The sequence below is a fragment of the Oceanicella actignis genome (assembly GCF_900111545.1).
In the GTDB taxonomy this organism is placed as follows: Bacteria; Pseudomonadota; Alphaproteobacteria; order Rhodobacterales; family Rhodobacteraceae; genus Oceanicella; species Oceanicella actignis.
This window is the reverse complement of sequence record NZ_FOHL01000001.1, coordinates 303,899-330,392: the sequence shown is the minus strand read 5'-3', so window position 1 is coordinate 330,392 and position 26,494 is coordinate 303,899. Positions and strand designations below refer to the sequence as shown.

Genomic DNA, 26,494 nt, shown 5'->3' with positions numbered 1-26,494 from the left:
GCGCCTCATGATCGCGCGGCGCCCAGGGGCGGGCGCCGCGCGGTTCCTGTCACTGGCAGGTGTACTTGACGCCGTTGGCCGCGTCGATCTTGCGGATGACGGCCCAGAAGTCCTTGTAGTTCATGGGAATGAACTGCGACTCGCCCGACTTCGAGAACTCTTCCTGCAGGGTCGTGCCCTCCCAGTCGAAGGTGAAGAAGGCCTCCTTGATCTTCTCCTGCAGCTCGGGCTTGAGGTTGTAGACCACGCCGAAGCCCGTGGTGGGGAAGGTCTCGGACTTGTAGATCGAGACGACCTGATCGGGCGTGATGACGCCGCGCCGGATCATGCGGTGCATGACCGAGTTGGCGATGGCGGCGGCGTCGTAATCCTTGTTGGCCACGCCCAGGATCGAGTTGTCATGCTTGCCCGAGAAGACGGGCTCGAAATCGCGCTCGGGCAGCATGTCGAAATCGGCCTTGAGGATGGCCGAGGGCGCCTTGAAGCCCGAATTAGAGGTCGGCGAGGTGAAGGCCAGCTTGCGCCCGCGGATGTCCTCGACCTTCTCGATGCCCGAGCCGGGATAGGTGATGATCTCCATCTCGTAGCCGAAGCTGCCGTCGTCGGAGGCCATGATCGTGAACGGACGGAAGCCCGCGCAGTTCACCGCCAGCGGGTTCGAGCCGGTGTTGAAGCCCGAGATGTGCAGCCGCCCCGAGCGCATGGCCTCGATCTGGGCGGCGTTGGACTGGACCGGGAAGAACACGACCTTCTTGCCGGTCACCTTCTCGAGATGCGCCAGGAAGTCCGACCATGCGGTCTTGTAGACGGCCGGATCCTCGACCGGCGTGTAGGCGAAGATCAGCGTGTCAGGGTCGAGCCACTGCGACGGATCCTCGGGGATGTCGGCGACGAGGTCGCCGTCGCGGTCGCAATAGCGCGCGTCGAGATCGCCTCGGGGGCAGTCCTCGGCGGCCGAGGCCGGGACGGCGAAGGCGGCGGCGCTCAGCAGCGCGGCCGCGCCGGCAAGGATGCGGGTGATCGAGGTCATGCGTCTTCTCTCCCTGTTTGGCGCGGCCCTGGACCGCGCCGCTTCGATCCGGCGCGTTCTGCCCCCTGCGCGCGACGGCATGGCGAAACTTCGGTGACGATTCGACGACAGGCGGGTCGCATGCAGGGGCGCGCTCTTCCTTTCGGTTTCGCTCGAAGCGTTGCGGTTTTTTGCGCCCCGCGCAAGGATGATTGTTGCGCGCGGCGCCGTTCGGTGCTGAATTGCCCGCTCGCCCGGCGCATCGGCGCCCGGCGGCATCTTTCACCCATTGCGCAGGAGGTTCGGCATAGTCGGGTTCGCGCTTCATCTGGCCGGCGCGGTTGCGCTTCTTCTTTGGGCGGTGCGGATGATCCGCACCGGAGTCGAACGCGGATTCATGCCCCAGCTGCGCGCGGCGTTGCGCTCGGCGAATGGCGGTTCGCTGCGCGCCGCCATCCTTGGCGTGCCCGCCGCGCTGGCGCTGCAAAGCTCGACCGCCGTCGCGATCCTGGCCGCCGGCTTCGTCTCGGCGGGCGCGCTGGCCGGGCGCGCGGGGCTGGCGATGACGCTGGGGGCGGATGTCGGCTCGGCGCTGACGGCGCGGCTCTATTCGCTGCCGGTGAGCGCGCTGACCGCGCCGCTGCTGCTGCTTGGCGTCGCGCTGTTCATGAACGCGCGCAACAGGCCCATGAAGCAGGCCGGGCGGATGCTGATCGGGTTGGGGCTGGCGTTCGTCGCCCTCGCCATGATCCGCGAGGCGACGGCCCCGCTGCGCGACAGCCCGATCGTGAACGTGATCATCGGCTATCTGTCGTCGGACCTTGTCGGCGCGTTCGTGTTGGGGGCGCTGCTGGCCTGGGCGATGCATTCGAGCCTTGCGGCGGTTCTGACCTTCGTCGCCTTCGCTTCTCATGACATGCTGCCCGCGCAGGCGGCCGGGGCCATGACTTTGGGCGCCAATCTGGGCGGCGCCGCCATTCCAGCCGTGCTGACGCTGGCGGCGCCGAGCGCGGCGCGGCAGATCATTCTGGCGAACCTGCTGTTTCGCGGCGGCGGCGCGATGATCGCGCTGGCGGCGCTGGCGTTTCTGGAACATGAGCTTGCGCGGCTGGGGCCGACTGCCGCCGAGCAGGTGCTGAACCTGCACCTGGCGTTCAACCTGGCGGTCGCGCTTCTGGCGCTGCCGCTTGCCGGCGGCGCGCTGCGGCTGGCGGCGATCATGGCGCCCGATCGCGGAACGGCGCCGGGGCCGGCGCGCATCAGCAATCTGGATCCTTCGGTTCTCGACTCGCCCGATCTGGCGCTGGGCTGCGCGCGGCGCGAGCTCCTGCGCATGGGCGAAATGGTGCACGCCATGTTGGCGCCGGTGCTCGGGCTGTGCAGCAAGTGGGACGACGAGGTCGCCGGCTTCATCGCCGAGGCCGAGGATCAGGTCGATCGCATGCACTTCGACATCAAGCTCTATGTGGCGAAGCTGCAGCGCGAGCGGCTCACCGACGCCCAGTCGCGCCGCGCCATGGAGATCGCGGCCATGGCCAACAGCTTCGAGGACGCCGCCGACCAGATCTCGACCCAGATGCTGGCCATCGCAAGGCGCCTCAACAACGAGGGGCGGCGGTTTTCGGACGCCGGTCTGAAGGACCTGACCGCGCTGCACGACCGGGTTCTGGGCAACGTGCAGCTGGCGCTGAACCTGTTGCTGAGCGGCGATGTGGAAAGCGCCCGGCACCTGATCGAGGAGAAGGACGCGATCCGGGAGATGGAGAAGGAGCTGCAGGCCCGCCATCTGGCGCGTCTGCGCGACAGTTCGGCCAGCGTCGAGACCAGCAACCTGCATCAGGAGATGCTTCGCGCGCTCAAGCAGGTCCACAGCGCCGTGTGCATCGTCGCCTATTCCATCGTGGAGGATGCGGGCGAGCTGCTGCCCAGCCGCCTGGCCGGCGCGCGGGACGCCGGCGCCTGACGCGGATCAGGAGTTCAGGATGCTCTGAAACGAGCTTTGGCCGGCGGTGATGAGCGCGAGGGCCGGGTTGTAGGTCGTCGAGCCGTTTTCGATGCTTTGCTTGATGAAGAAGCGCTTGATGACGTTTTCCATGACCTCCGGGTCGGCGAGGCCGGATGGATCGTCGATCTTCAGGATCTCCGAGCTCTTGCGCTCGAGCATCTCGACCTGCTTGTCCACGTCGATCGAGCCGAAGCTGTTGGGCAGGCCAAGGGCGGCGGTGACGACCTCGCGCAGCGGCGTGTTGCCGAGGATGGCGAACCATTTGGTCGAGGCGCTCTTGTCGCCGGACACGACGTCGCCGATCTCGCGGCGGAAGTTCATCGCCAACCGCATGTCGTTGTCGACATCGCCCACGGCGGCCTCGAACTGGCGTTCCTGATACCGCGAAATGACCTTTTCGACGAAGGTCGACAGACTGGTGCGGGCGGCGAAGTCGCCGTATCCGAAGTCGCGGGCCAGGTCGCGGTAGCGCGAGTCGACCAGCCGATTGGCGAAGCTTTCAGGATCGAGCGTGCCCTCTTCGAGGACCTTGCGGATGAAGGCCTTCTTGTCGATGTCCTCGTCGAGGCCATATGCTCCGAGGGCCACCTTCAGAAGGCGGCGGTCGTTGACCAGGTCCTCGGCCGTTTTCGCCTCGGCGGCGTGAGCGCGGAAATACGCGATGTCGCGCTGAATCTGCGGGTCCGCGTTGAAGGCCTCGCGCTGGGCGGCCTCGGTGCGTTGGAGCAGGCGCCAACCGGCAAACCCGCTCAGGGGGATCGCCGGCTGGAAGGTCATTGCGCGGCCACCTCGAGCAGGCGCGCCTCGCGCGGGAGAAGGGCGCGGAGCGATTTGAGGGCCGGGTAGAAGCGTTGCTCGAGCACATGCCCGGTGGCTTCGTTCAGGCGCTTCTGGCTGTCCGGGTCGGTGAAGACCTGGCTGAGCTGTTCGATGCCCGTGAGCAGCTGCTTGCGGCCCAGGGCGGCGTCGGCCTCGCCGGCGAGGACGAGCTGGGCGATGTAGCACACCCGGCGGACGGGCGTGTTGGCCTGCTCGGGATGGATGGCGTCGCGCAGGCGAAGGACGTTGGCGTTGGGCGTCAGGATGTTGAGGCGCGAGCGGCGCAGGCCGTTCTCGATGACGACGCCGTTGATCATGACGCGTTCATTGGGCGCGAGCTTCAGGATGAGGCCGGGCATCAGGCGTCTCCGGTGCAGCCGCGCAGACCACGCATGACGGCGGTGTTGATGTCCACCAGAACCGCGGGGTCGGCGTCGCCGGCGAGAACGCGGAGCGTGTGCTGGCGCGTGAACTCGGCGAGATTGAAGATGCGGGCGCGCAGATCGACCGGCAGGGGGTTGGAGTCGAGAAGCACATCCGCGGCGAGGGCCGCCCACAGGCGGTTGTTGTCGTAAAGGGCCCTTGCGAGGTCGGGGAAGGCCTCCTTGCCGCGTTCGGCGGCGTCGGAGATGCGGCTGGTGACCTGGGCGAACACGCGATACTCGTCCTGGCGCGGCGTGCGCAGACCGGTTTGCGCGTTCCCGTAGGCCGTATGCGCGTAGGCGGCGTTCTGCATGGCTTGTTCCTGGGGTGGCGCTGTCGGGTGGCGGCGGGACCGCGCCGCGCCTTTCGAGCGCTGGGCGGCGGCCGGTCAGGTCCGGGGCCGGCCGGCGGCCGGCCCCGGCCGAGGCGTCAGCGGAACAGCGACAGGACGTTCTGCGGCGCCTGGTTGGCGATCGACAGAGCCTGGGTGCCCAGCTGCTGCTGCACCTGCAGGGCCTGGAGGCGCGCCGAGGCCTCTTCCAGATCGGCGTCGACCAGCGAGCCGATGCCCGAGGTGAGCGAGTCGGTCAGCTTGGACACGAAGTCGGCCTGGATCTCGATGCGCTTCTGGACCGAGCCGAAGGCGGCGGCGGCGTCGATGGCCGTGGTGAGCAGCCCTTCGATGCTGCCAAGCGCCGAGGCTGCGCCGGCCGCGGTGCTGACGTCGATGCCCTGGAGGGCGCCCAAGCCGCCGGCACCGGCATTCGTGAACTGGCCGCTCACCGCCAGGTCATCGCTGCCGTTGTTGGTGAAGACGAGCGCGCCCGGGGTGGCGCTGTCATAGTCGACCACCAGGTTCGAGATGCCCAGGGAGTCGATGGCGTTCTTCAGCCCCACCGCCACGATGTCCGCCGGCGTGCTGGCGGCCGCGTCTTCGGCGGTCACCGTATAGGTCACTGTCTGTTCGCCGATGTTGATCGAGATGCTGTCGCCGGCCGCCCAGGCGGCGATGGTGCCGTTCTGGATCATGATCGATTCGCTGCCGCCGCCAGCGTCGAGCGACATGACGAAGGTGTCCTGATTCGCGGAAACCGTCGCAGAGCTGCCGGTCCCGAAGACGTCGTTGGCGGTATAGGTCCCGATCGACAGGTCCTGCGCGGTCACGGTGATCTGGCTGGCGGTCACGTTGCCGGACGAGTCGCGGTCGAGCGAGGCGAGAACGGTCGCGCTGGAGACCGAGCCGTCAACCAGGTTCAGGCCGTTGAACTGGGCGGCGCCGACCACCGAGGCGATCTGGTCGCGCAGGGCGACGATGTCGGTCTGAAGCTTGGCGCGGTCGACGTTGTCTTCCTGCGCCGCGACGATCTTGCCCTTCATCTCGGTCAGAAGGTCGGTGACGGTTTCGGCCGCCTGGCGGGCCACCGCGACGGTGGAGGAGCCGAGCGCCAGCGATTCGGAGATGCCCTTGAAGCCCTTGACGTCGGACTGCATGACCGAGGCGATGGCCCAGACGGCGGCGTTGTCCTTGGCGTTGCCGACCTTCTTGCCGGTCGAGATCTGGCTCTGGACCTGGTCGAGGCCCTTGTTGATGCCCTTGAGGGTCTGGAGCGCGACCATCGCGCTGTTGTTGGTCAGGATGCTGCTCATGCTCTGTCTTCCCTTGGCGGGCGACGCTTTAGCGCCGCGGATTGTCGATGGCCGGGATTTGCCGGCCGCTTCCGCGCCTTCTTGACGTTTGCGGCGCCGGGTGTGGCCGTTCGCCGCGAGGGCCCCTTCTGGGCTGCTGAGACGAGCATCGGGGGAAAATCATAAGAGACGGTTACCCGCCGCGGAAAAATCCGGCGGGTTCATCGAATTGAAAAGATTAACTTTTTTGCAAGGGCTCAGCGCCCCTTGAAGACCGGCGCGCGCTTGTCGCGCATCGCCGCCAGCCCCTCGCGCAGGTCCTCGGAGGCCCAGCAGCGCGCCACGCGGCGGGCGGCGGCCTGGGCGTCGAGCGCGCCGCGCGACAGCTCGCCCAGCGTGCGCTTCATGCCTTGCACCGCCAGGGGCGCCAGGTCGGCCAGGCGGCGGGCGCGGGCCATGGCGACGGCGGGCAGGTCCTCGGGGGCGGTCAGGTCGTCAAGGAAGCCGATTCGGAGAAGGTCCTCGTCCGTGAACTCGTCGGCGGCCAGGAACATGCGGCGCGCGGCCTGAAGCCCGATCACGCGCATGGCGCGGGCCAGCCCGGCCGGTTCGTAGTGAACGCCGAGGCGGGCGGGGGGGACGAAGCAGCGCATCCCGCGCACGCCGATTCGAAAGTCGCAGGACAGCGCGATTTCGGCCCCGCCGCCATAGACCCCGCCGTTCAGCGCCGCGACGGTGGGGAAGGGCAGCGATTCGATCGCGTCGCACAGGGCGGTCAGGGGGTTTTCGCTCCAGGCCTCGCCGCCCACGTCGCCCAGCGAGACGCCGGCGCAGAAGCTGCGGCCCTTGCCGGTCAGGATCATGGCGCGCGGATTGGCGGCGGCGGCCTGGTCGAGGGCGCGGCGCAGGGCGGCGATGTCGTCCAGCTCGAGCGCGTTGTGGCGCTCGGGGCGGTCGAGGGTCAGGGTGGCGACGTCGTTTTCGGCGTGGAAGCGGATCATGGGGGCCTCAGATGTCGAATTCGGCAAGGACGGGGGCGTGGTCCGAGGGGCGCTCCCACCCGCGGGCCTCGCGCAGGATGCGGGCGGCGCGGGCGCGGGTTTCGGGGCCGCCGCGCGCCCAGATGTGGTCGAGCCGGCGCCCGCGGTCCGAGGCGGACCAGTCGCGCGCGCGGTAGGACCACCACGAGTAGAGCTTGCCCTGGGGGATGAGCTCGCGCACCACGTCGCGCCAGCCGCCGGCGCGCATGACGGCGGTCAGCTTCTCGACCTCGACGGGGGTGTGCGAGACCACGTTCAGAAGCTGGCGATGAGACCAGACGTCGTCCTCGCGCGGGGCGATGTTCAGATCGCCGGTCAGGATCTGCGGGCCCTCGGCGGCGGCGAAATGGGCGGCCATCTCGTCAAGGAAGGCCAGCTTGTGGGCGAATTTGGGGTTGGCGACGGGGTCGGGCTCGTCGCCGCCGGCGGGGATGTAGAAGTTGTGCAGCAGCGTGCCGTCGGGCAGGCGGGCGGCGACGTGGCGCGAATCGCCCCTGGCGCACCAGTCCTCGTGCCCCGCGTCGGCGAGCGGGATGCGCGAGAGGATGGCGACGCCGTTGTAGCCCTTCTCGCCGCGGGCGACCACGTGCCGCCAGCCCAGCTCGGCGAAGCCGGCGAGGGGGATCTTGTCGAGGGGGGATTTGATCTCCTGCAGGCAAAGGATGTCGGGGGCGTGTTCGCGCAACAGGCGCAGGACAAGCCCTTCGCGCAGGCGGATCGAGTTTATGTTCCAGGTGCATACGGTGAGGGGCATCGGGGTCTCCGGAGAAGCGACCCCGCCCTTTTAGCGCGCCGTGGCGACGGCGCACACCCCGTCGGCGGCGCTGAGGCGCCCGGCGGGAGGGGGCCGCCGGGCGCCGCCTTGGAGAAGGATCCGGCCGGGCGAGGGGGACCCGGCCTGCGCCGCCGTCGCGCGGCGTCGCTCCTCCTTGGGCGCAATACATCTAGGCGCCCGCGCGCGCGGGGCAAGGGGCGGCTACTGCACCAGGCGGTATCCTCCCGATTCCGTGACCAGGAGGCGCGCCTCCGAGGGGTTGGGCTCGATCTTCTGGCGCAGGCGGTAGATGTGCGTCTCGAGCGTGTGGGTGGTGACGCCCGCGTTGTAGCCCCAGACCTCGTGCAGCAGCACGTCGCGCGGCACCACGGCGTCGCCGGCGCGGTAGAGGAACTTGAGTATGCTGGCTTCCTTTTCGGTCAGCCGGATCTTGCGGTCGTTCTCGTCCACCAGCATCTTCGCCGCCGGCTTGAACACATAGGGGCCGATGGCGAAGACCGCGTCCTCGGACTGCTCGTGCTGGCGCAGCTGGGCGCGGATGCGCGCCAGCAGGACCGGAAAGCGGAACGGCTTGGCGACGTAGTCGTTCGCGCCGCTGTCCAGGCCGAGGATGGCGTCGGCGTCGGTGGCGTGTCCGGTCAGCATGATGATGGGCGACTTGACGCCCTGCTTGCGCATCAGGCGGCAGACCTCGCGCCCGTCCATGTCGGGCAGGCCCACGTCCAGGATCACCAGGTCGTGGATCTGCTCGCGCGCGCGCGTGAGGCCGGCGGCGCCGGTCTCGGCCTCGAACACGTCGAAATCCTCGGTCAGCACCAGCTGGTCGGCCAGCGCCTCGCGCAGGTCGGCGTCGTCGTCCACCAGCAGGATCTTCTTGAGCGCGGCCATGCTCTCTCCTCCGTCCGTCGTCATGCGGCCCCGGGCGGGGCCTTGCGATGCCACCCCTTCGATGTGGCGCAGCCGCGCGCGGCGCGCAAACCCCGGCGCTGCGCCTTCACGCAAGCGTCAGCGGCGGCGGGCGATTGTTTCAACGCCCGCCAGCGCCCTATATAACGCGCCATGACCCCGGAGGCGCCATGACCCTTGCCCTGACCATAGAGGAGCGCGCCGCGCGCGCGCGCGCCGAGCTGCGCATCGGCGCGGCGGCGGCCCTGACCAGCGGCGCGCGCGCCGCCCTGATCGGCGCGGCCGAGGCGCTGGCGCCCGAGCGGCTCGAGGACATGCGGCGCCTGGGCGCGTCGCTGGACCTGGCGATCACGGCGCGGCGGGCCGAAACGCTCAAGGCCCGGGCCTATGACGGCGACATCGCGCGCATCATCCTCGGCCCCGAGGACGGCGCCGCGCTGATCCGCAGCGCCGCCGATCCGGCCTCGGATCTGGACGCGCCGCTCAAGGGGCCGTTCCGCACCCGGCGCGAGGGCCCGGCCGACCTGCACCGCGCCGCGATCCGCCTGACCAAGCAGGCGCATCTGCTGCCCGCCGCGCTGGTGGCCGAGCTGCCCGGCGGGGCCGAGCAGGCGCGCGCCCTGGCGGCCGAGCACGGCCTGTCGGTGCTGGACGCGGCCGAGCTGGCGGCCGCCGAGGCAGAGGCGCTGGTCGTGGACCCGGTTGCGCGCGCCCGCGTGCCGCTGGCCGCCTCCGAGGCGGGGCGCGTGCATGTCTTTCGCCCGCGCGACGGCTCGGAAGAGCATTACGCGGTCGAGATCGGCGATCCGCCCCGCGACGCGCCGGTGCTGGCGCGGCTGCATTCGGCCTGCTTCACGGGCGACGTGATCGGCTCGCTCAAATGCGACTGCGGCCCGCAGCTGCGCGCGGCGCTGGCGCGCATGGCGCAGGAGGGGGCGGGCGTGCTGCTCTACCTCAACCAGGAGGGGCGGGGCATTGGCCTCGCGAACAAGATGCGCGCCTATTCGCTGCAGGATCAGGGCTTCGACACGGTCGAGGCCAATCACCGCATCGGCTTCGAGGATGACGAGCGCGATTTCCGCATCGGCGCCACGATCCTGCGGCGGCTGGGCTTTTCGGCGGTGCGGCTGCTGACCAACAACCCGCGCAAGGTCGGCATGATGGAGCAATCGGGCCTGACGGTGGCCGAGCGCGTTCCCCTGATCGTGGGCGAGAACCCGCTCAACGCCGCCTATCTGCGCACCAAGGCCGCCAAGAGCGGGCATCTGATGTGAGCCCGGACGATCTGCTCGTCACCCCCTGGGGCGCGCTGTTTCGCGGGCGCTTCATGCCCTGCGCGGTGGGGCGGGGCGGCATCGCGCGCGACAAGCGCGAGGGCGACGGCGTCACCCCCGCCGGGCGCTTCGCCCTGCTGGGGGTGTGGTGGCGGCCCGATCGCGGGCCGAGGCCGCGGGCGGATGCGCGCGCCATCGGGCCGGGGATGGGCTGGTCCGACGATCCGGCCGATCCGCTCTACAACCGGCCCGTGCGGCTGGGGCGGGGCTTCGGCGCCGAGCGCATGCGCCGCGCCGATCGCCTTTACGACCTGGTGGGCGACATCGACTGGAACCGCGCCGCGCCAAGGCCGGGGGCGGGCAGCGCCATATTCCTGCACGTCTGGCGCGGGCCGCGCCATCCGACCCAGGGCTGCGTCGCCTTCGCCGAGCGCGACCTGCGCCGCATCCTGGCCGGCTGGCGGCCCTGGAGCCGCATCGAGATCCGCCCCGGCCCGCTCGCGCCCCCGCGGCGTTGAGGGGGCGGGGGTGGCGGGCGACGCGCCGGGGGCGCGGCGCACGTCTTGGGGGCGCTGCGCGGCCCTGGCGGCCGGTCTTCGCCCTTCGACCTGCGCGCGACGGACGCCCGGCCGGGGCGGCGTCGTTCGCTCGGGGCGGTTGGGCTCGGGCGGCCGGGACTTGGGGGCGGGATCGGGCGGCCCGGATCAGGGGCCGGGATCGGGCGGCCAGGATTGGGGGCAGGATCATCGCGGTCGCCATCATGCCGGCCCGGATCGGCCCCCCGGTCGGTGGCGCCGCCATCATGCCGGCCCGGATCGGCCCGCCCGATCGGCGCGGCCCTGTTCCGCCGCCCGCGCCGGGCCGTCAGGCCGGCCGAGAGCCGCCGCCCGCCTCGCGCGGGCCGAACAGCGCCGAGCCCACGCGCACCGTCGTCGCGCCCAGCGAGATGGCCGATTCGAAATCGTCGCTCATGCCCATCGACAGGCCGGACAGGCCGTTGCGCTCGGCGATCTTGCGCAGCAGCGCGAAATGGGGCGCGGGCTCTTCGTTCACGGGCGGGATGCACATGAGCCCGACCAGCGGCAGGTCCATGGCCCGGCACTCGGCGATGAAGGCGTCGGCCTCGGCGGGGGCCACGCCGGCCTTTTGCGGCTCTTCGCCCGTGTTGACCTGAACGTAGAGCGGGGGGCACGCCCCGCGGGCCTGGGCCTCGTCGGCCAGCTTGCGCGCCAGCTTGGGCCGGTCGAGCGTCTGGATCACGTCGAACAGCTCCAGCGCCTGGCGAACCTTGTTCGTCTGCAACGGGCCGATGAGGTGCAGCTCGACGCCGGCGAAACGCTCGCGCAGGGCCGGCCACTTGCCGGCGGCCTCCTGCACGCGGTTCTCGCCGAACACGCGCTGGCCGGCCTCGAGCGTCTCGATCACGCGCTCGAGCGGCTGCATCTTCGACACGGCGACCAGCGTCACCGACCCTTCGGGCCGCCCGGCGCGCCGCTCGGCCTGGGCGATGCGGTTGCGGATCTCGGCAAGCGACATGGTCTGCTGGCTCCTGCGTTGGATCGGGCGCGCCCGCGCGGGCGCCGCCTCGCCTGGGTTCCGAGCTGTGCCGGGCCAAGGCCGGGATTTCAAGCGCTTTCCGCCCCGCGCCGCCGGCCTCGGACGCGAAAGGGGGAGCGGACGCGCGGCCCGCTCCCCCGAAGAGACGTCGCCTGATCCGAGCGATCAGAAGTTCAGCGACAGGTAGGTCATGGCGACCACGCCGTCGTCGTTCGTGCCGGCGGGCACCGTGCCGCCGGTGGCGTAGGCGGCCGCGGCCGTGGCCGTGACGCCCGGCGCCAGCGCGTAGCTCACCCAGCCCGACACGGTGTCGACGTCGTCCTGGCCGTCCGCGTCGGTGCGCGCATAGCCGCCCGCGATGGTCCAGGGGCCGGTCTGGTAGCCGACGCCGCCGGCGTAGTCCCACGACTCGTCATAGTTCTGCTCGGCATAGGCGGCCAGGCGCAGACCCTGCCAGCCCAGCTCGGCGCCGAAGCCGTAGGTGTCGTCGTTGGTCGAGACGTCGGTCTTCTCGTAGGCGGCCGACAGGGCCAGGTCCAGGCCGTCGAACTCGCGCGCATAGGAGGCGGCGATGGCGTAGACGTCGTCGCCGCCGGTCGAGAGCGCGTTGGTGTCCGAAGCGCCGTCGGCGGTGGCGTTGGGCTGCCACGAGGCGGCCAGCTGGAAGCCCGAGAAGTTCGGCGAGAAGTAGTGGATGCCGACCGAGTCCGAGGCGCCGTCGATGCCGCCCGACAGGCCCTGCGTCGCGTCGTCGTCATAGTAGCCGACCTTGTCGGTCGGCGCGTAGAGCACGCCGACGGTCAGGTGGGTCTTGGCGCTGTCGTTGCCGCCGATCATCACCTCGCCGAACTTGCCGCCGACCTTGACGAAGTTCTCGTCGATCTGGTCGTCCGTGGTGAAGGCCTCGAGCTCGACCTGCGCCGAGAAGGTCAGGCCGTTGTCGGCCGCGCCCTTGACCTTGAAGTGGATCTCGCCGTCGCGCATCACGCCGAACGAGCCGTCCTCGGTCGAGCCGGCTTCCTTCAGATAGCCGAAGCCCGCGGCCATGTAGCCGCCGACCGAGGCCTTGAGCGGTTCGGCCGCGAAGGCCGGCGCGGCGGCGAAGGCGCACAGGGCGATCGCCGAGCTGGTTGCCTTGAAAAGGGTCATGTCGTTGCTCGCATCTGGTTACGAAAGAAAGGGGGGAGTCCTGGCTGCCGGCTGGGCTCCGCCGCCTGATGGATGCCGCGCCATTGCGTGCAGCGCAACAGCGCCGTGGCGTCAGGGGCGCCGGCTTCGCTGCCATGTAGCCAAAAAGCAACGGAAATTTCCGCTCAGCCGTTCATGCTGCGCTGCACGCGGACATCGAGCAGCGCCTGCCGCCGCTCGATGGCGGCGACGGCGATGGCGCGGTCCAGCGCGTCGTCCAGCTGGTCGGGGGTCTCGACGGTCTCGACATGCGCGCGGCTGGCGGCGGCGACCATGGCGAAGTCCGGGCTCGGGTCGAGCGAGGTCAGCGGCGCGGCGTTGGCGCGCGCCGCGTGGCCGTCTGGATAGAGGCCGAGCGCCGACTGGCGCACCGCGCCCCATTCGGCGTTGTTGAGCACGACGCCGATCACCGGCAGGCCCAGCGCCTCGGCCGCCTGGTGGCAGGCGACGGGGTTGGCGAACATGTAGCTGCCGTCGCCCATGGTGGCGAAGACCAGCCGCTCGGGCGCGGCCAGCTGGAAGCCGAGCGCCGCCGGCAGGCCAAAGCCCAGCCCGCCCGAATGCGGCTCCTGCCGCCAGGCGTCGTGGCGGCGCAGCGTCAGCGGGTCGAGCGGGCAGCCCAGCTCCGAGAACACCGCCGCGTCCTGCTCGCGCCCGGCGCGGGCGATGGCCGCCGACAGGCGCCACGAGACGAAGGCCTTGCTCATGGGCGCGGCGCGTCCGCCCGCCCGCGCCGCCTCGATCGCCGCCCGCCGGATGCGCGCGGCGGCCTGAGCGACCTTGCGCGCGCGCGCCTCCAGCGCCTGCGCGCGGCCCTTGCGCAGCGGCGCCAGGGCGGCCTCGAGCATGGTCAGGATCTCGGCCGTTTCGCCCGCCAGCGCCATGTCGGCGCGAAAGCCGCGCACGGGCGTGCGGATCTGCAGCGGGTCGGGCCCCAGATGGACCACCCGCGCATCGGGCGCGGGGCGGTGCAGGTCGGGCTGCCAGGGCGCGAGGCAGTCAAGCGCCACGATCAGGTCGGCCTCGGCGATCCATGGCCCCGGATCGGCGCCGACGTCCATGGGATGGTCGGTCGGCAGGGCAAGCGCCGTGGCCCACCAGCGCCACACCGGCAGCCCCCAGCCGCGCGCGATCCGGTCCATGGCGGCGAACCCTTCGGCCGAGCCGGCGCCGCGCTGGGCGATGACCACGGGGTTGCGCGCCTCGGCGATCCAGCGGGCCAGGCGCGCGATCTCGTCGGGCGGGGGCGCGGCGCGGGCGGGCGCCATGGGCGGCGCCTCGGGCGACGAGGGAGCGATGGGCTCGCACAGAACCTCGCGCGGCAGGCTCAGATAGACCGGCCCCGCGGGGGTCGAGCGGGCGATCGCCGCGGCGCGGTCGAGCAGGCCCGGCAGTTGCTCGGGAAAGCGCAGCTCGTAGTCCCACTTGACCGATTCGCGCACCAGCGCGGCCTGGTCGCGCATCTCCTGCCCCCAGCCGATGGGCACGGTGCGCGCGCCGAAGCGGCCCTGCTCGACGACCGGGGTGCGGCCCGACATGAGGATGATGGGCGCGCGGTCATGCGCGGCGTTGATCGCGCCGATGGCGCCGTTGGCCAGGCCCACATTGGTGTGCAGCATGACCGCCTGAAGCCGCCCCGTCGCCAGCCAGGCGCCATGCGCCATGCCCATGGCGACGTGCTCGTGCGCCAGCGCGACGGGACGCGGCAGGGCGCGCCCCTGGGCGGCGGCGCGGGCCAGCCCTTCGATGATCGGCGGAAAATCGGTGCCCGAGTTGCAAAAGACGTGCGTCACGCCCAGGGCCTGAAGGCGGGGAAAGATCTCGCCGCCCGATGGGACGGGCGCCTCGCCGGTCTCGCTCATGCCGCTTGCTCCGTTCGCCGGCGCGCCTTCCGGCCGCGCGATTGCGGGGATGGTGCGGCCGGGCGCGGACCCGATCAAGAGCGCGCCGCGGGTGAGGGGAGCGAATCCCGCGGCGTGGAAAGGGCCGGCGCGCGGCGCGGAGCCGCGCGGGGCGCGCGGTGGGGCGGCGCGCCGGCAGGGGTGCGCGGGTGTGCCATCGCGCAAGGGCCGCCTTGCGCGGTGGGAGCACGCGCGGCCCTGGCCGGCGCGGCCGGACGGCGACCCGCGCGGCGGGCTTACCTTGGGCTGCCGGCCTTGCCCGGCGCGCCGCGCGAGATCCGGCGCAAGGGCCGGGACGGCGCGCGCCCCGGCCCCGCGTTCCGGCCCTCAGGCGAAGGAGAGCCCCGCCCGCGTGATGGGCAGCTTCAGCGGGCGCACCCCCGTCGCCGCCGCGATGGCGTTGGCCAGCGCCGGCGCGGCGGGCGGCGTGCCCGGCTCGCCGATGCCCGAGGGCGGCGCCTCGGAGGGCGCGACATGCACCTCGATCGCGCCGATGTCGCCCATGCGCAGGGGCTCGTAGTCGGGGAAGTTGGTCTGCTCGACCGCCCCGTTGTCGAAGGTGATGCGGTTGCGCATCGCATGGCCGATGCCGAAGCCGACCGCCCCCTCGACCTGGGCGCGCACGATGTCGGGATTGATCGCCGTGCCGCAATCGACGGCGCACACCACGCGGTCGATGCGCACCCGCCCGTCCCTGGCGGTGACCTCGACCACCGTCGCGACGTAGCTGCCGAAGGACTTGTGCGCCGCCAGCCCGCGCCCGCGTCCGGCCGCCAACGGCGCGCCCCAGCCGGCCTTCTCGGCCGCCAGGCGCAGCACGCCCGACAGGCGGCGGTGGTCGTCGGACTCGCCCGACAAGAGCTCGAGCCGAAGCTCGAGCGGGTCGCGCCCCGCCGCCTCGGCGGCCATGTCCAGCGCCGTCTCCATGGCGAAGGCGGTGTGGCTGTGTCCGACCGAGCGCCACCACAGAACCGGGATCGGCGAGGTCCAGTCGCTCAGCCCCACCGACATGGCCGGAATGGCGTAGGGCGTGTCGGCCGCGCCTTCGACCGAGCTGTGGTCCACGCCGTCATGCACGGTCACGCTCTCGAAGGCGGTGCCCTTCATGATCGATTGCGCGGCGATGCGGTGATCCCAGCCGACGACGCGCCCGTCCGCGTCCAGCCCGACGCGCACGCGGTGCGCGGCCATGGGGCGGTAGTAGCCGCCGGCCAGGTCGTCCTCGCGCGTCCAGACCAGCTTGACGGGCGTCTTGCCGCCCAGCGCGGCGAAGGCCAGCGCGGCTTCGACGTGGTAGTCGCTGGTCGGGTTCGCGCGCCGCCCGAACGAGCCGCCGGCGAACACGGTCCGGATGCGCACCTGTTCGGGCCGAAGGCCCAGAACCGCGGCGACGATGGGCTGGGTCAGGCCGGGGAACTGGCAGCCGTCATGGATCAGCACGCCGTCCTCGAGCGGTTCGATGACGCAGTTGAGCGGCTCCATCGGCGCGTGCGCAAGATGGGGCAGCAGCATGTCGGCCTCGACCACCCGCGCGGCCCCCGACAGGGCGGCGGCCGCCTGGGCGGCCTCGCCGCGCGCCTGATAGGTCGGCGCGTCGAGCAGGGCCAGGTGCTCGGCCTCCATCCGGTCGGTCGAGCGCGTCTCGGCCTCGGCCTCGTCCCAGCTGGCCTCGATCGCCTCGCGCGCCTTGATCGCGGCCCAGGTCGAGCGCGCATAGACGGCGACGCCGGCCCCGTTGGGCAGCGCGCGCGCGTCCACGAAGCCGCGCACGGCCTGCGCGCCCGCGGCGTCGAAGCCCGTCAGGCGCGCGCCATGGCGCGGCGAGCGCAGGATCACGGCCCAGACCATGCCCGGAACCTTGACGTCCATGGCGAATTCGGCCGTTCCGTCGGTCTTGGACGGTCCGTCGAGCCGGCGCAGATCCGGCGCGCCGATCAGCCGGAAGGCCGAGGCGGGCTTGAGCGCCGGTTCGGCCGGCGGCGTCAGCGCGGCGGCGTCGGCGGCGAATTCGCCCAGCCCGGCCGAGCGGCCCGCGCCGCGGACCTGGCCTTCGACGATGTCGAGCTCGGCTGGATCGACTCCCCAGCGGGCGGCGGCGGCGCGCAGGATCATCTCGCGCGCGGCGGCGCCGGCCTTGCGGTATTGCAGCCAGGAATTGGCCATCGCGGTCGAGCCGCCCGTGCCCTGCGTGCCGAACAGCAGATTCGCGTAGCGCGACGGATCGGCCGGCGCGAAGGCGACGCGCATCTGCGCCCAGTCGGCGCCCAGCTCTTCGGCGACAAGGGTCGCCAGGCCCGTCGAGGCGCCCTGGCCCATCTCGAAATGCTTGGCGATCACGGTCACCGCGCCGTCGGGCGCGATGCGCACGAAGGGGTTGAAGGCGGCGCCGGGCGCATCGGCGGCGCCGGCGGCCAGCGCGCCCTGCGCGTCGAAGCCGACGGCCAGCGCCGCGCCCGCGGCGGCGGCCAGGCCAAGAAAGCCGCGTCGGTCGGTGCGAACGGTCATGTCAGCCCTCCATCATGCGGGCGGCGCGATGGATCGCGGCGCGGATTCGCGGATAGGTCGCGCACCGGCACACATTGCCGCTCATGTGCGCGTCGATGGCGGCGTCGTCCGGCGCGGGGTTCGATTCGAGCAGCGCGACGGCCGACATGATCTGCCCCGACTGGCAGTAGCCGCACTGGGCCACGTCAAGCTCGCGCCAGGCGGCGCGCACGGCCTCGGCGGCCTTGCCCGAGACGCCCTCGATGGTGGCGATCTCGGCCCCGGCGGCGTCGGCCAGCGCGGTCTGGCAGGCGCGCACGGGCTCGCCGTCGAGATGCACGGTGCAGGCGCCGCAGGCGGCCACGCCGCAGCCGAATTTCGTTCCGGTCAGGTTCAGCTCGTCCCGCAGGACCCACAGAAGGGGGGCTTCGGGGTCGGCCTCGACGCTTCGGCGTCGACCGTTGACGGTCAGTTCGATGGTCATGTCGCATTCCTTGTCGCCCGGCGCCGGCAGCGACGCGGCGGGACAGCTTGGGGGCAGGTAAACTGCACGGTGCAGTATACTTGCGGGCCGCAACGTGTAAACCCGCGCGTTTACCTTGCGCTCGCGCGGTGCTACGCAGCATGAACGGCGGCATCAGCGCGGCGCGCGGTGGCGCGCCGGCGACGGGAGGGCGGCCCATGGGCCCTGCGGCGGGCAAGCGCGAGCAGATTGTCGAGGCGGCGGTGGACGAGTTCCTCGAGCGCGGCTATCTGCGCGCCTCGATGGACCGCATCGCCGCGCGCGCGCAGGTGTCCAAACGCACCGTCTACAACCATTTCGACGGCAAGCTGGCGCTGTTCAACGCGATCGTGGACCGCATGTCGGCGCAGCTGTCGGTGGCGCTGGACCTGCGCTTCGACCCCGCCGCGCCGGTCGCGCCGCAGCTGCGCGCGCTGGCCTGGGCCGAGGGGCGGCTGATGATGTCGCCCGACTTCATGCGCCTTGCCCGGATGGTGATGGGCGAGACCATGCGCGACCCCGCCCTGGCCGCCGAGATGGCCGAGCGGCTGGACAAATGCGCCCCCATCGCCGCCTTCATGGCCGATGCGGCGCGGGCGGGCGCGCTGCGCGTCGACGATCCCGAGCGCGCGGCGGCCGAGTTCCTGAGCCTGCTCAAGGGGCAGGGCTTCTGGCCGGTGATCCATGGCGGCGCTCCGCTGGACGAACGCGCCATGGAGGCGGTGGTCGACAGCGCCGTGCGCATGATCCTGGCGCGCTACGGGCAGGGCGCCGGACAGGGCTCGGGGCAGGACCCGGCGCAGGGCTAGGGCCGTCGGCGCCGGCGCGGGGCCGGGCGGTCGGCGGAGGGGCTCGTCCCGTCCCCCGTTCCGTCCCCCGCGTCGGGGGCGTCGGCGCCCGTCGCGCGGGCGCGCGGGTGGGCCGCGTCGTAGACCGCCATCAGATGCGCCTCGTCCACCGCCGCGTAGATCTGCGTGGTGGACAGCGAGGCATGGCCCAGCAGCTCTTGAATCGCGCGCAGATCGCCGCCGGCCGCCAGCAGATGCGTGGCGAAGGCGTGGCGCAGGGCATGGGGCGTCGCGCTGGGCGGCAGGCCCAGCGCCTGGCGCGCCTGGGCCATGCGCCGCTGCAGCGCCCGCGGCCCCAGCGGCCCGCCGCGCGCGCCGATGAACAGCGGATCTTCGGGGCGCGCCGGTCCGGGCCGCAGCGCCATGTAGGCGCGCACCGCCTCGCGCGCGGCGGGCAGGACCGGAACCATGCGCTCGCGCCCGCCCTTGCCTCGTATGCGCAGCCAGTCGCCCGCAACGCCCCCCGGCGCGTCGGCGCAGCGCAGCGCCAGCGCCTCGGAAATGCGCAGCCCGCAGCCGTAAAGCAGCGTCAGCGCCGCCGCGTCGCGCGCCGCGATCCAGTCGGGCGCGTCGGCCTCGGCGGCATGGTCGATGAGCGCGGCCGCCGCCTCGGCCGAGACCGGGCGGGGCAGGCGCCGCGGCGCCCTGGGGCCGCGCATGGCCAGGGGCGCCGTGGCCTCGATCCCCTCGGCCTCGGCCAGCCAGCGGTGAAAGCTGCGCACCGCCGACAGCCGCCGCCGCAGCGAGCGCGCGCCAAGGCCGGCGGCGCGCTCGGCCGCCATCCACGCGCGCAGATCGGCCAGCGCGACGCGCCCCAGATCCGCCGCTCTCAGCGCCCCCCCGCGGCGCGCGGCCACGAAGCCCAGCCAGGACGAGACGTCGCGCCGGTAGGCGTCCAGCGTGTGCGGCGAGGCCGCGCGCACGCCGCGCTGATGGTCGAGGAAACGCTCCAGCAGCTCGGCCGGGGCGGGGGGCATGTTCAGCCCGCCCAGCGGCGCAGCAGGCGCTCGAGCACGCCGCCGAAGAAGTCGAGCAGGTCGCCGCCCTGGTCGGGCGTGAAGCGCCCGGGGTCGCGCGCGCCGAAGGCCAGCAGCGCGGGCGGCGCCTCGGGGCCCAGGTCCAGCCGCACCAGCGCCTCCGAGCCCAGCCCGGACGCGGCCGGCCCGAACAGCGCGCCCGCCCCGCGCAGCCCGGCGGGAAAGCGGCGCAGGACGACGCGGCGATGCGCGTCCTCGCGCCCGAGATTCATGTAGGCCTCGACCCCGCCCGGCGGCAGCGGCGCGACGGCGGGCGCGGCGGCGCGCGCCGGGCCGGCGGCCTCGAGCCCGAGGCGGATCGCCTCGACCCCCAGCATGGCCGGCACGCGCGCCTCCAGCGTCGTCAGCGCCTCGGTCAGGTCGGGCGCCTCGAGCATGGCCAGCGCCGCGCGATGGATCTGCGCGGCGCCGGCCAGGTTCTCGTAGGCGGCCGACAGCACCGAGCGGTGCAGCGCCTCGAGCGCGGCCAGCCGCGATTCGAGCCGCTGGACCAGCGCGCCGCGCAGATCGACCACGTTGCGCCCCGCCGCCGCTCCCTGCGCGGCGACGAGCGCGCGCATCACCTCCATGTCGTCCAGGACAAGGCCCGGATCGGCGGTCAGCAGCGCGCGCACGCGCGCCGCCAGCTCGGGGTCGCGCGGCGCGGCGGCGGGGGGCGAATCGGCGGCGTCGGTCATCTGGGCGCGCGTCCCCCGGGGTCAGATGATCTTCTGACCGGTCTTCTCCCAGTCGGCCAGGAAGGCGGCCAGACCCTTGTCGGTCAGCGGATGGTCGGCCAGCTTGCGCAGCACGCCCGGCGGAATGGTCGCCACGTCGGCCCCCACGCGCGCGGCCTCCTGCACGTGGTTGATCGTGCGGATCGAGGCGGCGAGGATCTCGGTCTTGAAGTCGTAATTGTCGTAGATCTGGCGGATGTCGGCGATCAGCTGCATCCCGTCCAGGCCGATGTCGTCCAGCCGGCCGATGAAGGGCGAGATGAAGGTCGCGCCCGCCTTGGCCGCCAGCAGCGCCTGGCTGGCCGAGAAGCAGAGCGTGACGTTGACCATCTTGCCCTCGTCCGACAGGACCTTGCACGCCTTGAGCCCGGCCCAGGTCAGCGGCACCTTGACGGCGATGTTGGGGGCGATCTCGGCCAGCTTGCGGCCCTCGGCGATCATGGCGTCGGCCTCGGTGGCCGTGACCTCGGCCGAAACCGGGCCGTCGATCAGCGCGCAGATCTCGCGCGTCACTTCCAGGATGTTCCGCCCGGATTTCATGATAAGCGAGGGGTTGGTGGTCACCCCGTCGACCATGCCGGTTTCGGCAAGGTCGCGGATTTCGTCGATCTCGGCAGTGTCAACGAAGAACTTCATGATGCGCGTTCCGATCCTTGTCGCCCATGCGCCGCGCCGCCCGTCCGGGCGCGGCCTGTTGATGGGCGCGCACAATAGACCAGCCGCGCCGGCGCGGCCACAGCCGTTTTGATGGGCGCGGCGCGGCCCGCGAAGGCGGGCGCCCGGGGCGAAGCCGCGCCGGACGAGGACGCCTTCTTCCCCGAGGGCGCCCCGCTGAGCGCGCTGCCGGCCCTGCCGGTGGACAAGCCGCTGGACTACCTCGCCCCGCCCGGGGGCGTGCGCGCGGGCGACTGGGTCGAGGCGCCGATCGGCCCGCGCCGGGCCCTGGCGCTGGTCTGGGGGCCGCCCTCGGCCGAGCTGCCGCCCGATCGGCTCAAGCCGCTGGCGCGGCGGCTGGACCTGCCGCCCATGACGCCCGAGACCCGGCGCTTTCTGGCCCGCGCGGCCGACTACACGCTGATCGAGCTGGGGCAGGTCCTGCGCCTGGCCTCGCGCGCGCCCGGGCTGCGCGAGGCGCCGCGCATGCGCCGCCTGCTGACCCTGGGGCCCGAGCGGCCCGAGCGCATGACCCCCGCGCGGCGGCGCGTCATCGCCTTTCTCGAGGCCCATGACGGCATGCCCTTCGAGCCGGCCGAGCTGGCCCGCCAGGCCGGCGTCGGCCCCGGCGTCGTCAAGGGGCTGGAGGCGGCGGGCGCGCTGAGCGCCCGCCTCGCCCCCCATGATCCGCCCTTCGCGCGGCTCGACCCCGCCTTCGCGCCGCCCGCCCTTTCGCCCGCGCAGGACGAGGCCGCCGAGGCCTTGCGCCAAAGCGTCGCCGCGCGCGGCTACGCGACCTTCCTGCTCAAGGGCGTCACCGGCTCGGGCAAGACCGAGGTCTACATGGAGGCGGTCGCCGAATGCCTGCGCCAGGGCCGCCAGGCGCTGGTTCTGCTGCCCGAGATCGCGCTGACGGCGGCCTTTCTGGACCGGTTCGAGCGCCGCTTCGGCGCGCGCCCGGCCGAGTGGCACTCGGCCGCCGGCGACGCGGGGCGGCGGCGCTGCTGGCGCGCGGCCGCCTCGGGCCAGGCGCAGGTGGTGGTGGGGGCGCGCTCGGCGGTGTTCCTGCCCTTCCGCGATCTTGGCCTGGTGGTGGTGGATGAAGAGCACGACGGCTCCTACAAGCAGGAGGACGGCCCGCGCTACAACGCGCGCGACATGGCGGTGCTGCGCGCGGCGCTGGGGCGGGCGACGGCGGTGCTGGCCTCGGCGACGCCGGCGCTCGAGACATGGGCGAATGCGCGCGCGGGCAAGTATCGGCGCCTGGACCTGCCCGAGCGCTTCGGCCCGGCGGTGATGCCGCGCATGCAGGCGGTGGACATGCGCCGCCACGCGCCGCCGCGCGGCGAGTGGATCTCGGAGCCGCTGGCGCGCGCGGTGAACGAGCGCCTGGCGCGCGGCGAGCAGTCGCTGCTGTTCATCAACCGCCGCGGCTATGCGCCGCTGACGCTGTGCCGGGGCTGCGGGGCGCATATGGGCTGCCCCCATTGCGACGCCTGGCTGGTCGAGCACCGCCTGCGCGGGCGGCTGGTGTGCCACCAGTGCGGGCACTCGCGCCCCGTGCCCAAGGCCTGCCCCGAATGCGGGCGCGCCGACGCGCTGGCGGCGCTGGGGCCGGGGGTCGAGCGTCTGGCCGAAGAGGCGCGCGCGCGCTTTCCCAAGGCGCGCACGGCGCTGCTCAGCTCGGACCTGGCGCAAAGCGCCGAGCAGCTCAAGGCGCGCATCGCCGCCATCGCGGCGGGCGAGGCGGACGTGATCATCGGCACGCAGCTGGTGGCCAAGGGGCACAACTTTCCGCTGCTGACGTTGGTGGGCGTGATCGACGCCGATCTGGGGCTGAAGGGCGGCGATCTGCGCGCGGCCGAGAAGACCTTTCAGCTGCTGCGCCAGGTGGCCGGACGCGCGGGCCGCGCCGACCGGCCGGGCGCGGCGCTGCTGCAGACCTATGCGCCCGATCACCCGGTGATCCGCGCCATCCTGTCGGGCGACGAGGAAACCTTCTGGGAGCGCGAGGCCGCCCAGCGCGAGGCCGCCGGCGCGCCGCCCTTCGGCCGCATGGCGGGCGTGATCGTCTCGGGGCCCGACGAGGCGCGCGTCTGGCGCACCGCCGAGGCGCTTGCGCGCGCGGGCGCGGCGCTCGAGCAGGCGGGCGCGCAGCTGTTCGGCCCCGCGCCCGCGCCCATCGCGCGCATCCGCGGCCGGTTTCGCGTGCGGCTTCTGGTCAAGGCTCCGCGCGGCGCGCCCCTTCAGGCGGCGCTGCGCGCCTGGCGGGCCGCGACGCGCCCCGAGCCGGGCGTGAGCGTGGTCATCGACATCGACCCGCAGAGCTTTCTGTGAGCGCGCCGCCGCTTTCGCACCCCGCGGCCGCGCGCTCGAGCGCCGGATAGCGCAGCGCCAGCGTCGCGCCGCGAGCGGCGAAGAAGACGGTCAGCGCCGCCCACAGCCCGTGCGCGCCCATCAGCGGGGTCAGCGCGGCCCAGGCCAGCGCATAGACGGGCACGGATTGCATCATCGCCACGCGCATGTCGCGCGTGCGCGTGGCGCCGATGAACACGCCGTCCAGCATCCAGGCGGGCAGGCCGGCCAGGGGCAGGGCCACGACCCAGGGCAGGAACTCGCGGGCGGTCAGGCGCACCTCGGGCGCGGCCGCCATCAGGTCGATCGCCGCGCCGCCGCCCAGCGCGAAGGCGCCCGACAGCGCCGCCGCGCAGCCCAGCCCCCATCGTGCGCTCAGCATCGCGGCGCGGCGCAGGGCGGCCGGATCGCGTGCGCCGAAGGCCTGGCCGACCAGCGCCTCGGCGGCGAAGGCGAAGCCGTCCAGCGCATAGGCGCAGATCATCAGGAACTGCAGCAGCACCTGGTTGGCCGCCAGCGCCGCATCCCCGGCCGCGGCGGATCGAAAGACGAAAAAGGCCAGCCCCGCCTCGAGCAGCACCGAGCGCACCAGGATGTCGGCGTTCACCCCCGCCATGCGCCGCAGCCGCGCGCGGTCCAGCACCAGCGCCATCGCCCGCCGTCCGGCGCGCGCGCCCGCGCCCGCCCGCGCCGCCGCGCCGCGCCAGAGCGCCGCGAAGGCCGAGCGGCACAGCCACAGCCCCAGCGCGGCGCCCGACAGCTCGGCCGCCAGCGTCGCCGCGGCCACGCCGCTCACGCCCCAGCCCAGCCCCAGCACGAACCAGGCGTCGAGCGCCGCGTTCAGCCCGTTCATCCACAGCTGCAGCGCCAGCACGGCGCGGGTGCGCTCGGCCGCGATCAGCCAGCCCGTGAGCGCATAGACCGAGATCGCCGCCGGCGCGCCCCAAAGGCGCAGCGACAGGTAGTCGGCGGTCATGGCCTCGACCTCGGCCGAGGCGGGCGACAGCGCCAGCGTCAACGCCACGATCGCGCCGCCCAGAAGGACGATGGCCGCGCCCGCGCACAGGGCGATCAGCAGCCCGCGCGCCAGGACCGCGCCCGATTCGGCTTCGTCCCCCGCGCCGCGCGCCTGCGCCGCAAGCCCGGTCGTGCCCATGCGCAGAAAGCCGAACGCCCAGTAGGCCAGCCCGATCGCGGCCGCGCCCAGCCCGACGGCGCCGATGGGCGCGGCGGCGCCCATCTGGCCCACGGCGGCCGTGTCCACCGCGCCCAGCAGCGGCACGGTGGCGTTCGACAGCATGATGGGCGTGGCGATGCGCAGGATGCGCCGATGCCCGATCGGCGCGCCCGCGACGCCGCACGCCGCGCTCATGCGCCGCGCGCCGGGCGCGGCGCCCGTGCTCGGATGGCATCCCGGATCGCATCCCGAATCGCGCCCCGAGGCGCTCCTCGGCTCGCGCCCAGGACTGCGCCCCGGGGCGCTCCCCGGCAGGCGCTCAAGACTGCGCCGAAGATCGCGTCCCGAGCCCCGCCCCGGCCCGCGCTCCGAATGCGGCTGCGAGCGCCGCCCCGAACGCCGCCCCGAACGCCGGCCCGAACGCCGACCCTGACGCCGCCCCGCATGCGGCGCCGAATCGCGTCCCGAAGCGGATCGCGAAGCCGACCTCGCATCCGCCCCCGCATCAGCGGCCGCATCCGCCCCGGCATCCGCCCCGGCATCTGGCCCGAGACGCCGGCGCCGCGCGCCGGCGCGCTCATCCCGCTTCGTCCAGCCGGGGCATCACGAAATGCCCCGTGGCGGCGGCGAAGGGCTTGTCGCGATTGTCCTGCCAAGCCTCGACATGCACCGAGGCGTAGCGCCGCCCGGCCCGGTTGACGCGCGCGCGCGCATAGGCGTCGCGCGGCAGGCCCGAGCGCAGATAGTCCACGGTGAAATCAACCGTCTTGGGCATCGGCGGAAACTCGCCGCGCTCGATGGCGGCGGCCGCCTCGCCGCCCGATTCCATGCGCCGCCAGACGATGGACCAGGCCAGCTCGACCTGCGCGGTCAGCTCCAGAAACGCGCCCGTCACGCCGCCATGCAGCGCCGGCAGCATCGGGTTGCCGATCAGCTTGGGGTCGAAGCTGAGCTGCGCGGTGATCTCGTCGCCCAGACGCTGGAAGCTGACGCCCAGAAAGCGGGCGTAGGGAATGCCGCCCGTCAACCGCGCAAGCGCCGCGTCGCGGCGGGCCTTGACCACCTGGACGGGCTCGATGGGGGGGCGCGCGCTCATGCCTTGCCTCCGCCCGACTTGCCCGCCCTGGCGGGGCGCTCGACGGTGAAGGCGCCGTGGGCGGCGGCGACCGGGTCGTCGGGGTCGTCCTCGAAGGCCAGCGCGCGCACGAAGGCGACCGAGCGCGTCAGCCGGTAGCAGGTGGCGTGCGCGGTCACCGCCCGGCCCGGGCGCGCGGCGCGCATGTAGTCGATGCGCAGGTCGATGGTCGCCGTGCCCGCGGGGCCGCCGGGGTGGCTCATCACCGCCGCGCCGCAGCAGCTGTCGAGCAGCGCGGTCAGCACGCCGCCATGGATGACCCCCGTCTTCGGATCGCCCACGAATCGCTCGTCATAGGGCACGCGCATCCTGGCCTCGCCCCCGCCGATGGCCAGAAGCTCAATGCCCAGCTCGCGCATGTGGGGCACGGCCTGGATGAACTGTTGTCCGATCTTCGCCTGTCTGTCGGGCTCCGCCGCGGTCATCTTCGCCGTCCTTTCATCGTCTTGCGCGCAATCCTGTATACCGTGGCGCGCGGGTGCGTCCATCCCGCGCGGCGCTCGGCGCTTGCATCTTACGTCAACGTCAACGATAGTCCGCGCAGAGATTCGCCGACGGACCGGGAGGCCCGCATGACCGAGAAATACAGCACCATCTCCGAGATGTGCGCCGAGTTCGGCGTCACGCCGCGCACGCTGCGCTTTTACGAATACAAGGAGCTGCTCAAGCCCCTGCGCGACGGGCAGAAGCGCCTGTTCACCCATCGCGACCGCGCGCGGCTGAAGCTGATCCTGCGCGGCAAGCGGTTCGGCTTCTCGCTGGACGAGATCCGCCAGTGGCTCGAGCTTTACGACGTCGACGAGCTGACCCAGATGACCGTCTGGATCGAGAGCGCCAACCGCCAGATCGGCAAGCTCGAAGCCCAGAAGACCGAGCTCGAGGAGGCGATCCAGGAGCTGCGCGACCTGATGGAGGTCGCCCGCCAGGAGATCGCCCGCCGCGCCCGCGCCGACGCGGCCGAGTGACGCCCGACCCGAATCAACCGACCTCCGCCGGCCCGGATGCCTGGCCCGGCGACCGCACGCAAGCCTTTCCGCCGGCCGCGCCCGCCGCGGCGCGCCGC

The 26,494-nt window shown here is 72.8% G+C and carries 25 protein-coding genes; 6 read left to right on the top strand and 19 right to left on the bottom strand.

Going from position 1 to position 26,494, the window contains the following annotated elements:
• Positions 1-49 precede the first annotated feature (49 nt).
• Positions 50-1,030 carry a phosphate/phosphite/phosphonate ABC transporter substrate-binding protein gene (gene phnD, locus BMW67_RS01525; RefSeq protein WP_072746872.1) on the bottom strand — a complete coding sequence of 327 codons (981 nt, stop codon included), beginning with the start codon at positions 1,028-1,030 and terminating at the stop codon, positions 50-52.
• 268 nt (positions 1,031-1,298) lie between these two features.
• Here phnD and BMW67_RS01520 point away from each other — a divergent pair, with 268 nt between their 5' ends.
• The gene (locus BMW67_RS01520) at positions 1,299-2,972 is read left to right on the top strand and encodes a Na/Pi cotransporter family protein (protein ID WP_256598369.1); all 1,674 of its coding nucleotides are present in this window, start codon (positions 1,299-1,301) and stop codon (positions 2,970-2,972) included.
• A gap of 6 nt (positions 2,973-2,978) precedes the next feature.
• Here the strand turns inward: BMW67_RS01520 and BMW67_RS01515 are convergent, their stop codons facing one another.
• The 7 genes from BMW67_RS01515 to BMW67_RS01485 all read right to left on the bottom strand — a co-directional run bounded on the left by BMW67_RS01515 (position 2,979) and on the right by BMW67_RS01485 (position 8,585).
• Positions 2,979-3,791: a DUF1217 domain-containing protein gene (locus BMW67_RS01515; RefSeq protein ID WP_072746871.1), complete on the bottom strand. Its 813-nt coding sequence runs from the start codon at positions 3,789-3,791 to the stop codon at positions 2,979-2,981.
• Complete coding sequence (gene flbT / locus BMW67_RS01510) at positions 3,788-4,192, bottom strand: flagellar biosynthesis repressor FlbT (protein WP_072746870.1); 405 nt, start codon at positions 4,190-4,192, stop codon at positions 3,788-3,790. Before flbT ends, BMW67_RS01515 begins: the two co-directional genes overlap by 4 nt.
• The gene (flaF, locus tag BMW67_RS01505) at positions 4,192-4,569 is read right to left on the bottom strand and encodes a flagellar biosynthesis regulator FlaF (RefSeq protein ID WP_072746869.1); all 378 of its coding nucleotides are present in this window, start codon (positions 4,567-4,569) and stop codon (positions 4,192-4,194) included. Before flaF ends, flbT begins: the two co-directional genes overlap by 1 nt.
• Positions 4,570-4,685: 116 nt before the next feature.
• Entirely contained in the window at positions 4,686-5,903 is a 1,218-nt protein-coding gene (locus BMW67_RS01500) for a flagellin (RefSeq protein WP_072746868.1), read from the bottom strand.
• Between the two features lie 236 nt (positions 5,904-6,139).
• Entirely contained in the window at positions 6,140-6,883 is a 744-nt protein-coding gene (locus BMW67_RS01495) for an enoyl-CoA hydratase/isomerase family protein (protein ID WP_072746867.1), read from the bottom strand.
• Positions 6,884-6,890: 7 nt separating this feature from the next.
• On the bottom strand, positions 6,891-7,676 hold the full coding sequence (locus BMW67_RS01490; protein WP_072746866.1) for an exodeoxyribonuclease III: 786 nt from the start codon (positions 7,674-7,676) through the stop codon (positions 6,891-6,893).
• A gap of 222 nt (positions 7,677-7,898) precedes the next feature.
• Positions 7,899-8,585 (bottom strand): response regulator transcription factor, encoded by a 687-nt coding sequence (locus BMW67_RS01485; protein WP_072746865.1) that lies wholly within the window; start codon positions 8,583-8,585, stop codon positions 7,899-7,901.
• Positions 8,586-8,773: 188 nt separating this feature from the next.
• Here BMW67_RS01485 and ribA point away from each other — a divergent pair, with 188 nt between their 5' ends.
• Positions 8,774-9,877, top strand: coding sequence for a GTP cyclohydrolase II (gene ribA, locus BMW67_RS01480; protein ID WP_072746864.1), 1,104 nt, complete (start codon positions 8,774-8,776; stop codon positions 9,875-9,877).
• Positions 9,874-10,395 carry a L,D-transpeptidase family protein gene (locus BMW67_RS01475; protein WP_072746863.1) on the top strand — a complete coding sequence of 174 codons (522 nt, stop codon included), beginning with the start codon at positions 9,874-9,876 and terminating at the stop codon, positions 10,393-10,395. The genes ribA and BMW67_RS01475 overlap by 4 nt, the downstream gene beginning before the upstream one ends.
• A 346-nt stretch (positions 10,396-10,741) precedes the next feature.
• Here the strand turns inward: BMW67_RS01475 and BMW67_RS01470 are convergent, their stop codons facing one another.
• The 5 genes from BMW67_RS01470 to BMW67_RS01450 all read right to left on the bottom strand — a co-directional run bounded on the left by BMW67_RS01470 (position 10,742) and on the right by BMW67_RS01450 (position 17,491).
• The gene (locus BMW67_RS01470) at positions 10,742-11,413 is read right to left on the bottom strand and encodes a YggS family pyridoxal phosphate-dependent enzyme (RefSeq protein WP_072746862.1); all 672 of its coding nucleotides are present in this window, start codon (positions 11,411-11,413) and stop codon (positions 10,742-10,744) included.
• Positions 11,414-11,599: 186 nt separating this feature from the next.
• On the bottom strand, positions 11,600-12,583 hold the full coding sequence (locus tag BMW67_RS01465; RefSeq protein ID WP_072746861.1) for a porin: 984 nt from the start codon (positions 12,581-12,583) through the stop codon (positions 11,600-11,602).
• A 164-nt stretch (positions 12,584-12,747) separates the two neighbouring features.
• Positions 12,748-14,484, bottom strand: coding sequence for a thiamine pyrophosphate-requiring protein (locus BMW67_RS01460; RefSeq protein ID WP_072746860.1), 1,737 nt, complete (start codon positions 14,482-14,484; stop codon positions 12,748-12,750).
• Between the two features lie 366 nt (positions 14,485-14,850).
• Positions 14,851-17,028: a xanthine dehydrogenase family protein molybdopterin-binding subunit gene (locus tag BMW67_RS01455; RefSeq protein ID WP_072746859.1), complete on the bottom strand. Its 2,178-nt coding sequence runs from the start codon at positions 17,026-17,028 to the stop codon at positions 14,851-14,853.
• Position 17,029: 1 nt separating this feature from the next.
• Positions 17,030-17,491 (bottom strand): (2Fe-2S)-binding protein, encoded by a 462-nt coding sequence (locus BMW67_RS01450; protein WP_072746858.1) that lies wholly within the window; start codon positions 17,489-17,491, stop codon positions 17,030-17,032.
• Positions 17,492-17,688: 197 nt separating this feature from the next.
• Between BMW67_RS01450 and BMW67_RS01445 the strand changes: the two genes are divergently transcribed.
• Complete coding sequence (locus BMW67_RS01445; protein ID WP_072746857.1) at positions 17,689-18,318, top strand: TetR/AcrR family transcriptional regulator; 630 nt, start codon at positions 17,689-17,691, stop codon at positions 18,316-18,318.
• Here BMW67_RS01445 and BMW67_RS01440 read toward each other — a convergent pair.
• From BMW67_RS01440 to fsa, 3 genes are read right to left on the bottom strand one after another with little or no spacing between them, the layout of a single operon-like run.
• Complete coding sequence (locus BMW67_RS01440) at positions 18,315-19,334, bottom strand: tyrosine recombinase XerC (RefSeq protein WP_072746856.1); 1,020 nt, start codon at positions 19,332-19,334, stop codon at positions 18,315-18,317. The genes BMW67_RS01445 and BMW67_RS01440 overlap by 4 nt on opposite strands.
• Positions 19,335-19,336: 2 nt before the next feature.
• Entirely contained in the window at positions 19,337-20,071 is a 735-nt protein-coding gene (locus tag BMW67_RS01435) for a DUF484 family protein (protein ID WP_072746855.1), read from the bottom strand.
• Positions 20,072-20,092: 21 nt separating this feature from the next.
• Positions 20,093-20,746, bottom strand: a complete 654-nt coding sequence (fsa, locus tag BMW67_RS01430; RefSeq protein ID WP_072746854.1) for a fructose-6-phosphate aldolase — start codon at positions 20,744-20,746, stop codon at positions 20,093-20,095.
• A gap of 111 nt (positions 20,747-20,857) precedes the next feature.
• Between fsa and BMW67_RS01425 the strand changes: the two genes are divergently transcribed.
• Positions 20,858-23,101, top strand: a complete 2,244-nt coding sequence (locus tag BMW67_RS01425; RefSeq protein WP_072746853.1) for a primosomal protein N' — start codon at positions 20,858-20,860, stop codon at positions 23,099-23,101.
• On the opposite strand, the gene BMW67_RS01420 is transcribed toward BMW67_RS01425, so the two are convergent.
• From BMW67_RS01420 to BMW67_RS01410, 3 genes are all read right to left on the bottom strand, one after another.
• On the bottom strand, positions 23,070-24,491 hold the full coding sequence (locus tag BMW67_RS01420; RefSeq protein WP_072746852.1) for an MATE family efflux transporter: 1,422 nt from the start codon (positions 24,489-24,491) through the stop codon (positions 23,070-23,072). The genes BMW67_RS01425 and BMW67_RS01420 overlap by 32 nt on opposite strands.
• Before the next feature lie 382 nt (positions 24,492-24,873).
• Complete coding sequence (locus tag BMW67_RS01415) at positions 24,874-25,392, bottom strand: PaaI family thioesterase (RefSeq protein WP_072746851.1); 519 nt, start codon at positions 25,390-25,392, stop codon at positions 24,874-24,876.
• Complete coding sequence (locus BMW67_RS01410) at positions 25,389-25,856, bottom strand: PaaI family thioesterase (RefSeq protein ID WP_072746850.1); 468 nt, start codon at positions 25,854-25,856, stop codon at positions 25,389-25,391. The genes BMW67_RS01415 and BMW67_RS01410 overlap by 4 nt, the downstream gene beginning before the upstream one ends.
• Before the next feature lie 147 nt (positions 25,857-26,003).
• On the opposite strand from BMW67_RS01410, the gene BMW67_RS01405 reads away from it, so the two are divergent.
• Complete coding sequence (locus tag BMW67_RS01405) at positions 26,004-26,396, top strand: MerR family transcriptional regulator (RefSeq protein ID WP_072746849.1); 393 nt, start codon at positions 26,004-26,006, stop codon at positions 26,394-26,396.
• Positions 26,397-26,494: the final 98 nt, after the last annotated feature.